This window comes from Catellatospora aurea, from assembly GCF_042663325.1.
Taxonomy (GTDB): Bacteria; Actinomycetota; Actinomycetes; order Mycobacteriales; family Micromonosporaceae; genus Catellatospora; species Catellatospora aurea.
Window position 1 is genome coordinate 59,593 of sequence record NZ_JBHTAC010000044.1, and the last position, 10,260, is coordinate 69,852.

The 10,260-nt window shown below is 72.5% G+C and carries 9 protein-coding genes; 3 read left to right on the forward strand and 6 right to left on the reverse strand.

Annotated elements, in window-relative coordinates; genetic code table 11:
* Window positions 1-48 precede the first annotated feature (48 nt).
* On the reverse strand, window positions 49-771 hold the full coding sequence (locus ACFQO7_RS30280) for a class I SAM-dependent methyltransferase (RefSeq protein WP_376809569.1): 723 nt from the start codon (window positions 769-771) through the stop codon (window positions 49-51).
* Window positions 772-785: 14 nt separating this feature from the next.
* Complete coding sequence (gene thpR, locus ACFQO7_RS30285; RefSeq protein WP_376809570.1) at window positions 786-1,370, reverse strand: RNA 2',3'-cyclic phosphodiesterase; 585 nt, start codon at window positions 1,368-1,370, stop codon at window positions 786-788.
* 261 nt (window positions 1,371-1,631) lie between these two features.
* On the opposite strand from thpR, the gene ACFQO7_RS30290 reads away from it, so the two are divergent.
* Window positions 1,632-3,641 carry a carboxypeptidase regulatory-like domain-containing protein gene (locus ACFQO7_RS30290; protein WP_376809571.1) on the forward strand — a complete coding sequence of 670 codons (2,010 nt, stop codon included), beginning with the start codon at window positions 1,632-1,634 and terminating at the stop codon, window positions 3,639-3,641.
* A 41-nt stretch (window positions 3,642-3,682) separates the two neighbouring features.
* Here ACFQO7_RS30290 and ACFQO7_RS30295 read toward each other — a convergent pair whose 3' ends face one another.
* Window positions 3,683-4,015, reverse strand: coding sequence for a DUF2795 domain-containing protein (locus ACFQO7_RS30295; RefSeq protein WP_376809572.1), 333 nt, complete (start codon window positions 4,013-4,015; stop codon window positions 3,683-3,685).
* Window positions 4,016-4,061: 46 nt separating this feature from the next.
* On the reverse strand, window positions 4,062-5,321 hold the full coding sequence (locus ACFQO7_RS30300) for an MFS transporter (protein ID WP_376809573.1): 1,260 nt from the start codon (window positions 5,319-5,321) through the stop codon (window positions 4,062-4,064).
* A gap of 198 nt (window positions 5,322-5,519) precedes the next feature.
* Between ACFQO7_RS30300 and ACFQO7_RS30305 the strand changes: the two genes are divergently transcribed.
* Both ACFQO7_RS30305 and ACFQO7_RS30310 read left to right on the forward strand, forming a co-directional pair.
* Window positions 5,520-6,020 carry a hypothetical protein gene (locus tag ACFQO7_RS30305; RefSeq protein WP_376809574.1) on the forward strand — a complete coding sequence of 167 codons (501 nt, stop codon included), beginning with the start codon at window positions 5,520-5,522 and terminating at the stop codon, window positions 6,018-6,020.
* Between the two features lie 80 nt (window positions 6,021-6,100).
* Window positions 6,101-7,132 (forward strand): LacI family DNA-binding transcriptional regulator, encoded by a 1,032-nt coding sequence (locus tag ACFQO7_RS30310; protein ID WP_376809575.1) that lies wholly within the window; start codon window positions 6,101-6,103, stop codon window positions 7,130-7,132.
* A 51-nt stretch (window positions 7,133-7,183) separates the two neighbouring features.
* On the opposite strand, the gene ACFQO7_RS30315 is transcribed toward ACFQO7_RS30310, so the two are convergent.
* Both ACFQO7_RS30315 and ACFQO7_RS30320 read right to left on the reverse strand, forming a co-directional pair.
* Window positions 7,184-8,092, reverse strand: a complete 909-nt coding sequence (locus ACFQO7_RS30315; protein ID WP_376809576.1) for an anti-sigma factor RsbA family regulatory protein — start codon at window positions 8,090-8,092, stop codon at window positions 7,184-7,186.
* A 368-nt stretch (window positions 8,093-8,460) separates the two neighbouring features.
* Window positions 8,461-10,260: glycoside hydrolase family 6 protein (locus ACFQO7_RS30320; RefSeq protein WP_376809577.1), on the reverse strand; the 1,800-nt coding region annotated here is incomplete at its 5' end.

The following is a 10,260-nucleotide window of genomic DNA, read 5'->3' on the forward strand; positions in this document are numbered from 1 at the left end:
GGGAGACGCGCAGGGCCGGGGCCGTGACGGTCCCGGCCCTGCGTGAACCTAGGGCCGCCGGAACAGCGCGGTCCACAGGAAGGGCTCGCCGAACAGCGGGGAGTCCTGCGGCTCGTCGCGCATGCGGCGCAGCTCGACCTCGGTCAGCTCGGCGAAGATGCCGCGCAGCGACTCCGCGGTGTAGGCGAGGCCGCCGTGCAGCCGCCCATGGCGGTAGAGGTCCACGTCGGACTCCTCGGAGCCCATGCCGCCCACGGCGAAGCAGCTCAGGCCGAAGTGGCCGCCGGGCGCGAGAGCACGGTCGAGCAGCCGCAGGTAGCTGATGCGCCGGTGCGGCGGCAGGTGGTGGAAGCAGCCCGAGTCGTAGATCAGGTCGTACGGGCCGGTCAGGTCCAGCGCGAAGGCGTCGCCGCACAGGAAGCGCACGTCGACCGACGCCTCCCGGGCGCGGTCCTGCGCCCAGGCGATCGCGGCCGGGGCCAGGTCCACCGCGTCGACCTCGAACCCCAGCGCAGCCAGGTGCACGGCGTTGCGGCCCGGCCCACACCCCAGATCGAGGGCGCGGCCGGGGGTGATCAGGCCGCGCTCTACGTACGAGGCCAGGTTCTCGTCCGGCTTCGCGACGAAGAACGGCACCTGCCGCGAACGGTCCGCGTAGAAGCCGTCCCACCAGGTCGCGCCGCCGTCGGCGGTCCAGCGGTCCGCGTCCGGCGCGAACAGGGTGTCCATGAGTGTCAGCACGTCGTCGACGGTGCGGATGTCGCGTTCCAACGGGGCTCCTCGGTTCAGTCGGGCAGGGGTGCCTTGAACACCTCTGTGTAGTGGTTGCTCACCGGATGGTCGCTGCGCATGAGCACGAGGGCGGGCGCGGCCCAGACCGGTCCGGCGTACGCGCTGAGCTGGTCGAGGACTTCGCGCAGCTCGTCGGCGCCGAGGCGGTCGCCGGGCCGGGCCAGGGTCAGGTGTGGCTGGTAGGGGCGCGGGTCGAAGGGCACGTGCCCATCGGTCAGCGCGCCGCGCAGGCGGTTCGCGAGTTCGTGCAGCTCGTCGAGATCGCCGTGCAGGCCGGCCCAGATCGCCGCCGCCCGCCCGTTCGGGAAGCGGCCGCCGCCGGACAGGCGCAGCCGTGGGGCGCGCGGGGTCGCCGCGGCGGTGGCGCTCATCGCCGCGATGGTCGTGTCGAGCTGGGCGGGGTCGAGTTCGCCGAGGAAGGCCACGGTGACGTGCCACTGCTCGGGCGGCACCGGGCGCAGCGACAGGCCCTCGGGGTGCGGCCGGGTGAAGGCGAGGCGGGAGACCAGCCCGGCCAGGTCGGTGATCGCCGGCGCGGGCGGGTAGACCGCGACGAACAGGCGCTGCGTAGGTGGCACGGCAGAACACGGTAGCGAGCGGGCAGCCGGCCCGTCTGCCGGGTGCCGTGATCGGCGGCCGGTGAACCTGCTCCGAGCTGCTCGCATGGCCGTTCGGATGACTATCGGCGACGTTCGGGGGACACGCATGGAATGAGTCCCTCGTGGACAATCGCCTATGCCGCATTTGATCACGGGGCGGCTCCACCAATGCGAATCGCGGCGACGCTTCGCGTACCCCTCGAGGACGTCATGTTGAAAACCTCAGCGAGGCGGGTGGGCGTGCTTGCCCTCGCACTCGCCATCGGCACCCTCGGCCTGGGCGCACCCGCGCAGGCCGCCGACACCGGAAGCATCGTCGGGCAGCTCACCGACGGCGGGCAGCCCGTCAACGGCGCGTCCGTGCAGGCCACCGCCGTGGACGGCGACGGCTGGGGCTACGCCAGCACCGACGCCGGCGGCCACTACCAGCTCACCGACCTGCCGGCCGGGTCCTACCGGGTCCAGTACCACGTGGAGGGCAGACCCACCCAGTTCGCCTACGGGACGACGGACTACTCCGCGGCGACGATCATCGCCGTGCCCGCCGGCGGTCAGGTGACCGTCGACGACGCGCTGCTGCCGACAGGGACGATCACCGGCACGTTCCGGGACCGCGCGGGCAACGGTACTGCGGGGCTGTACGTGCGGGCCGACAGCACCGACGGCGACAGCGTCACCGGCTACACCGACGGGGATGGCCACTACACGCTGCATGTGCTGCCGGGTTCGTACCGGATCCAGTTCGAGGTCGTGTCAGGCGTCTACCAGTACGCCCCAGGCAAGATCGGATATGCCGACGCGGCGGTCTACCCGGTGAGCGTCGGCCAGACGGTCACGGTGGACGACACGCTGCTGCCGACCGGCTCCGTCGCCGGCCGTTTCGTGGACCGGGACGGGACGGGCATCGCGGACGTGCAGGTGCAGGTGCAGAGCGACGCCGGCCCGTACTACTGGGTGAACACCGACGCGAACGGCGACTACCGGATCGACGGCGTGTTCGAGAGCGCCGACTACAAGGTCTCCTTCTCCCACTGGGACCGCCACTTCGAGCAGCACGCCTACGGCAAGCTAGACCGCGCCGACGCGACGCTGTTCACCGTGACCGCTGACGCGGTGACCCGGGTCGACGACACGCTGCTGCCGACCAGCTCGGTGCACCTCACCGTGACCGACGCGCTCACCGGCGCGCCGATCCCGGCCTTCTACGGCGAAGTCGGCATGATCAGCGGCAGTGGCGTCGACGGCTCGCTGACGCTCGACGGCGTCACCGTCGGCGCGCAGCGGCTGTACGTCAGCGCCGACGGCTACCGGAGCGCCGCTCAGACCGGGGTCGTGGTGAGCGAGGGCGCGACCGCGGAGGTCGCCGTGACGCTGACCCCCGTCGCGAAGATCGCCACGACGGTGGTCGACGCGGTCACCGGCGCGCCGGTCGAGGGCTTCTGTGTGCAGCCGGTCGTGCCCACGGAACTGGCCCTCGGCACGAGCTGCAAGCAGAGCGACAGTGACGGCAAGGTCCTCATCGACTGGTTGGGCGCCGGGACCTACCAGCTGTTCGCCTACGAGCTGCCGTGGGGCGAGCACTCGACGCCGTACGGCGCGCAGTGGGTCACCGCCGACGGCGGCACCGGCACGCAGACCCTGGCCACGCTGCTCACCGCGGTGCCCGGCCAGACCGTGGTCGCACCGACCGTGAAACTGGACCGCCGCGGCGTCATCCGGGGCACCGTCCGGGCCGCCGACGGCACCCCGGCCAAGAACGCCTACGTCAGCTTCGGCAACTTCCACTACCACAGCGGCGACGGCGGCATCACCTTCCCGGCGGCGGCCGACGGCACCTACACCGTCGACTTCCTCGGGCCGTACCTGTGGCCGCTGCACTTCTACGCCGACGACCACGCTCCACAGTGGAGCGGGAACTCGGGCGGCCGCTCGGGCGCGACCAAGGTCAAGGTACGGGCCGGCAAGACGGTCGTCTACGACATCCAGCTGCTCAAGGGCACCAAGGTCACCGTCACCGCACCGGACAGCGGCTACTACGTGGCGTACCACGCGGCGACCGGCGAGACCAGCGGCCGGTGCAGCACCTGGCCCGCGATGACCTGCGACATGCTGGTGCTCGGGACGCAGAAGGTCCGCTTCAAGGTCTGGGGCAGCGAGGAGGACTTCTGGTACGGCGGGGGCGACTTCGCCACCGCCACCTCGGTGACCGTCCCCGCGACCGGGACCCTGACGGTGAACATCACCCGATGACGCGCGCGCCGGGGCGGGTCCGCCCGCCCCGGCTCCGCGGGTCAGCTGAGCTCGGTGTTCGGGACCTCGCGCAGGTACGACGCGACCTTCTTGTTGTGCGAGCGCGCCTGCGCCGCCTTCTGCGTGATCGTGGTGCCCTCCTCGACCGACGGGTCGAGCCGGACCGAGCTGCGCACCTCGGACATGTTCCGGTAGACCTCCGGCGGCAGCGTCCGCGCCAGCTTCAGCACGTCGCCGTCGCTGGTGTATTCGATGACGTGCGCGAAGATTGCGTGCTTATCGGCCGGAAAGTCGATATCGCGTAGTGCTTGCTGCATCTGCAGCCACGCTTGGTTCTCCATCATTCGACTCTGATCCGTCGTCGTGCCGTACACGGCCTGTTCCCGGAAAATCCTGCGCCGAGCGGGCCTGGCGTGATGGTCAGCCCGCGGTCGGGGCGGGCACCGGCGCGGGCCTCCGCCGGGCCGTGCCCGCCAGCCGCAGCCCGCCCGCGATGACGGCCAGCGCGACCGTCGCCGCGCCCGAGGCCAGCAGCGTGCCGCCAGGACTGAGCCAGTGCACCAGCGGCCCGCCGAACGCGGCCCCGATCGGGGCGGCCGCCACGGTGATCGAACCCCGGGCGGCCAGCACCGCGGGCAGGTCCGCCGGGCCGGCCGCGGACTGGAACAGCGTGATGTTGAACGCGGGGAACGGCCCGTAGATGATCCCGCCCGCGGCCAGCCCGACCAGGGTGATCCAGGTCGAGGTGGTGAAGCCGAACGGCAGCAGGGCAGCGCCCCAGCCCGCGACGACCGCGATGGTGAACGGCCACGGCGCTACCCGCCGCAGCGCACCCGCGAGCAGGCCGCCGGCCAGCGCGCCGACCCCGAACACGGCCCAGTAGACGCCGAGGAAGCCCGCCGAGCGCCCCAGCGTGTCGACGATGAACAGCGGCAGCGCGACCTCGACGGGGCCGTACAGGAAGAAGAAGACCGCGGTGAGGGCGAGCAGGCCGAGCAGTTCGGGCCGCCGGGCCAACAGTCGGAAGCCACCGGTGGTGCCCGCCGCCGCGGGCTCGGCGTGCGCGGCCCCGGCGGGGATGCGGCGCAGCTGCGCGGCCAGCACGAGGTAGGTCAGCGCGTCGATCAGGAGGGCGACGCCGGGTCCGGTGGCGGCGACCAGGAGCCCGGCCAGCGGTGGCCCGACGATGATGGCGGTGGTCTGGCAGGTGCCGAGCAGGGTGTTGGCGGGCAGCCGTTGCTCGTCCGGCACGAGCCGGCTGACCAGGGTGTAGGTGCCGGCCGAGCCCCACGCGACGAGCAGGGACGACAGCGCCAGCAGGGCGACGTACCCGGCGGGGGAGAGCAGGCCGACCAGGTGCAGCACGGCGGCCGTGCCCAGTCCGCCGGCCCGCAGCAGCGCGTTGGCGGTGACCAGGGTGCGGGCGTCGACCCGGCGCAGCCACGGGGCCAGCGCCAGCGCGCCGAGCGCGGCGGGCAGCGTGTACGCGGCGACGGCCGCGCCGACGACCAGCGCCTCCTGCTCCGGTGCGGCGATCCGGATGGCCAGCAGCGAGATGGTGACCACGCTCAGCCCGTCGCCGAGGTAGGAGACCGCCTCGCCGGACAGCAGCCGCCGGAACCCGGTCACCTGCAGGACGCCCCGGTAGGCAGCCGGGACCAGGCGTTTCGTCACACGCATCGGCACAGCCTGCCAGCTCAACCAGGCTTGAGGTCAACCCGCCCGACGGCGGGGGTGCGCGGTCGATCATGAGGTTAGGAGAGCGACACGCCGTCGAACATGACCCATAAGTTCATGATCGACTCGGGTGGGGGTGGAACCGGGTGGGGGTGTCGTGACTCGTTCCGGTGACCGCTGCCCCGGATCCGGGAGACTTCCATGACCGTTTTGTTGAGGCGCTTCGCCGCCGTCCTGGTCGCCTGTGCCGTGTTCGCCGCCGGGTGCACGGAGGAGGGTTCGCCGTCTGTCGCGCCGAGCCCGTCGCCGGTGGCCCCGTCGCTCGCGCCGGGGTGCTCCGCCACCAAGGTCGAGAACGGGCCGCTGCCGGAGTGGGCGCGGGCCGGGTTCAGCGGGGACGCGCGGGCCGTGCACGTGCTCGGCGTGCAGGGCGAGATCGCCGCGGTGCTGTTCGGGCACCCGCTGACCTACGACCGCAAGGACGGTGCGAGCAACAAGATCCTTTGGGTGGCCCGGGAGAAGTACGAGACGGGCGACCTGACGATCAAGGCACGGCTGGAGGGCACGGGCGAGCCGGTGCTTCGCGAGGTCTCCGGCGGGCCGGGACCGTCCATCATCGACCTGCCGCAGGCGGGCTGCTGGCGGGTGTATCTGAGCTGGCCCGGTCACACCGACACGATGGACCTGGTCTACGCCGGCTGAACGGGCCGTGTCCGGCCACTGCGGACGATGGCTCGCGGGAACCCTACCGCCGCCCCGGAACTGCGGGTTATGGTGCACCAATGACGGACGGGAGCGCTTCCACGCCGCACCCGGGCGGGCCGGCCACGCTGGCCGAGGTGGCCCGCGCGGCCGGGGTCTCCATTGCGACCGCCTCGCGCGTGCTCAACAACTCCAGCCAGGTCAGCGCCGAGGCGTACCAGCGGGTCTGCGACGCGGCGAGCCGCCTCGGCTACCGCCGCCGCCGCGCCGCCTGGGGGCGTACGTCCGCCGGGGCGAGGGCCGTCGCGGCGGTGGTGCATGCCGGGCACCGGCTGGTGTTCACCGAGCCGTTCTTCGCCCGGTTCCTGGGCGCGGTGGAGACCGAGCTGGCTCGCTACGACCTGCCGCTGCTGGTGACGAACGTGTCCGGCACGCTGGCCGAGACCGTCGGGCGCTATCTGCGGGCCGGCAACGTGGCCGGGGTGATCATCGTGTCGGATCACGGTCCGCTGCCGCTGTCCGGCTCGCTGGCCGCGCTCGGGCTGCCGATCACCGTGGTCGGCCGGCCGCTGCACCCCTACCAGCTGCCCTATGTGGACGCGGACAACCGCGGCGGCGCGCGGGCGGCCGTCGAACACCTGCTGGGCAAGGGGCACCGGTCGATCGGGCACATCGCCGCGCCGCCGGACACCGGCCCGGGGGCGGACCGGCTGGCCGGATACCGCGACGCGATCCAGGCGTCGGGGCTGACCGACCTGCCCGTCGCGTACGGCGACTGGAGCCAGGCGTCCGCCGCGCACGCCATGCAGCGGCTGCTCGAACAGCGCCCGCAGCTCGACGCGGTGTTCGCCGCGTCCGACGTGATGGCCGCGGGCGCGGTGCGCTACCTGCGCCAGGCCGGCCGGCGCATCCCCGACGACGTCGCCGTGGTCGGGTTCGACGACCACGCGCTGGCCGCCCAGGTGCGCCCGGCACTGACCACGGTGCGCCAGCCGGTCGAGCTGATGGGCGCGACCTGCGTACGGGGCCTGCTCGCGGCGGCCGCCGGGGACCCGCCCGGCGAGTTCGCCACCGTCCTGCCCACCGAACTCGTCATCCGCGACTCCGCCTGACCTTCGTCTTGGCCGTGGCGCGGCAGGCGCGGACGCGGCTCGGGTGACGGGTCACTCGTGGGCGGTCAGGTGCAGGCGGATGGTGGTCGCGCCGGGGCGGGCGTGCACGCGTACCAGGTCGCAGTGCAGGTGGGCGGTCAGCAGGGCGTTGCCGTGGGCGGCCAGCGGATCGGTGAGCTGGCCGTGGTCGCGCAGCTGGCACACGACGAGGTCGTGTTCGGGCCAGACGCTCACCGCGCCGGGTCCGTCGGTGCGCGCGAGGGTGCCGGCGGCCAGTTCCGCGATCAGGTCGGCGAGCAGGTCGCGCCGTTCCGGTTTCAGCCCGGCGGTGGCCGCGTGACCGGTCACGAAGGAGCGCACCCCGGCCAGGTCGTGCACGGCGTCGTACCGCATCGTCGCCGCATGGGGCGGGGGAGCGGGCAACGGCGGATGGAACGAGGCCGCCGTCTGGCGTGGATCGCCGTACGCGGGGCTCGGCCGACGCTCGCCGCGCAGCAGCAGCTCGGGGTGGGTGCGGTGGGCGTCGGAGACCATGTGCGGGTCCAGATTGGCCGCGTCGCACGGGCACAGCAGCGCCACGTCACGACCGGCGAACGCGAGGTTGACCATCGCCTCGTGCGCGACGCAGGACGGGTACTCCAGCGCGCTGCGGCCCGGCCACAGCGACTCGACGACGATCGCCGTCCGGAGGCCGGGGAACTCGTCGGCGAAGGCCAGCAGCACACCGGGCAGGATGCGGCCGGGGTTGCGGCCGGCGACGGTCAGGTCGGTGAAACGCACGCGCTCGGCGTGCGAGCCGAGGCAGTCGCGCAGGATCTCCAGCTTCGCACTGGGCACGGCGACCAGTGCCGGGTGTCCGGCGGCGAGGGCGGTGTGGATGAAGGCCAGCGTGCCGCTGACGTACTCGGCGACTCCGCGGTAGGGGAAGCCGACGTGCTCGCGTGGTGCAGGTGCGGACATGCGTCACGCGGCCGGGAGCGGTGGTGCGATGGGTGTGCCGGCGCGGGGCACGTGCCATGGGGGCACCTCTTGCCATGCCATAGCGGGGGCGTTACCCCACTGGGTGGGCGGCTAAACGCGGTTTCGCGGAAAAGATTCGCGGCGTACGGGTGCGGAAAGCGCGGACCGCCGGCGTCGCTCTCACGACGCCGGCGGCCGTGCCGCTGCCGGCGGGGCCCAAGTTTCCGCCCCAGCGGCACTCCCTACAGACCCGCCGTGCCGGTGCGCCCGGCCGGCGGGGTTCCCGTCGGCCGGGGCGGGCCCGGCCGACGCGAGGGCGGTCCCGATCCTGAGCACCCACGCGGATGCGGGACCGACCCCGGTAGCGGTCAGCTCAACGGCGGGTACGCGTTCGCCATCAGCTGCTGGAACTGAGCGGAGAACCAGTGCCCCGACACGGGGGCGTTGGGCAGCGCACCGGACATGCTGTTGCCGTTGCGGGCGTTGCCCGGGTAGGTCGGGTCGCACATCCGGTCGAAGCCCTTGCCCTCGTCGTTCGGGATCAGGCTGCTGGAGCCGTCGGACTCGCCCGGCGGCTTGATCCAGACGTACGCGTCGATGCCCGTCGCGGGCGCGGAGCGCGGGCGCTCGCCGAGGCCGGCGCCGGCCTGGTTGCACCAGTTGCCCTTGTGGATACGACGGTCGATGCGGGACTGGTTCACGAACGTGTTCGGGTCGGTCGACGTGCTCGCCGCCGTGGGCCGGGTGGCCTGCGTCGGCTGGCACGGCGTCTGGACACAGCTGCCCCAGCCGTTGCGGGAGGTGTCGATCAGCATGCCGATGCCGGACGAGAACCCGGACTGGATGAGCCGGGAACGGAACGCCTGCGCGAACGTCAGCTCGTCGTTGTACCGGTTCCAGTCGATCCAGGTGGTCTGGCGCAGCTGCTCGGTCACCGAGCCCACGTACGGCTCGGTCAGCGCCGACGTGTTGGCCGTGTTGGTGATGAAGCCGTGCACGTTGGCGGCGGTGCTGCCGGACGCGGTCGCGGCCGTGAACATCATGTTCGCGGTCGCCCCGAAGTTGTCGTCCCAGCCGACCCAGCCGTGGTGCGCCGCGTCGATGTAGTTGTAGACGTTCGGGATCGCACCGAGCTTGGCCAGCGCGTAGCCGACGCCGTCGACGTAGCCGCGGTTGGCCAGCATCGTGTCGCACATCGCGGTCGCGGTCGCCCGGCCGCCGACGTTGGTCACCAGGTTCGGCAGCGAGTCGATCTCGATGATCGCCACGATGCGCAGGTTCGCGTACGCCGGGCGGGCCAGGATCCCCGCCATCACGTCGATGTACTCGGACTTGTACCGGGCCAGCTCGGTCGGGCCCAGCTCACCGTTGGAGGCCAGCGCGGCGCAGTCACGGCCGGGCAGGTTGTAGACGACGATCTGGATCACCATCGGCGTGGAGCCGTTGGCCGCGTCCTGGGTGACCGCCTGGTCGAGGTGGTCGGCCAGGCCCATGGTGCCCGTGGTCGGGCTGCCGTTGCCGGTCAGCGCGCTGATCCGGTCGAACCACACACCGGTGGGCTGGTTGGCGATCCGGCTGCCACCCGGCTCGGCGAGCGCCTTGGCCCGCCACTGCGGGTTCACGTAGACGCCGGCGTTCGCGTACGGGTTGTCGGCCCGCGGGCCGCCGGTGCCGCCGTCGTTGTCGGCCTCGGTCGCGGTGACCGTCACCGAGGTCAGGCCGCTGGAAGCGACCGTGATCGGCCGGGTGCCGGCGGTGCTGTCGGAGTCCTCGGCGGCGGCCAGGGTCACCGTCTGGGGGGTGCTCCAGTTGCTGGTCGTGAACGTCAGGCTGGAACCCGACGACACGGTGATGTTCGTGTCACCGGAGCCGGCCGTGTTGGTAACGGTCACGTTGCCCGACGGCAACGCGGCCAGGCGCACGGTGTACGTCGCCGTGCTGCCTTCCGGCACGCTGACGCTGGTCGACGAGACCACCAGCGACTGGGTCGTGGTGCCGTCGTTGTCGGCCTCGGTCGCGGTGACCGTCACCGACGTCAGCCCGGACGACGCCACCGTGAACGGCCGGGTGCCGTTCGTGGTGTCGGAGTCCTCCGCCGCGGCCAGGGTGACGTTCTGGTTGGTGTTCCAGTTGCTCGACGTGAACGTCAGGCTGGCGCCCGACGACAC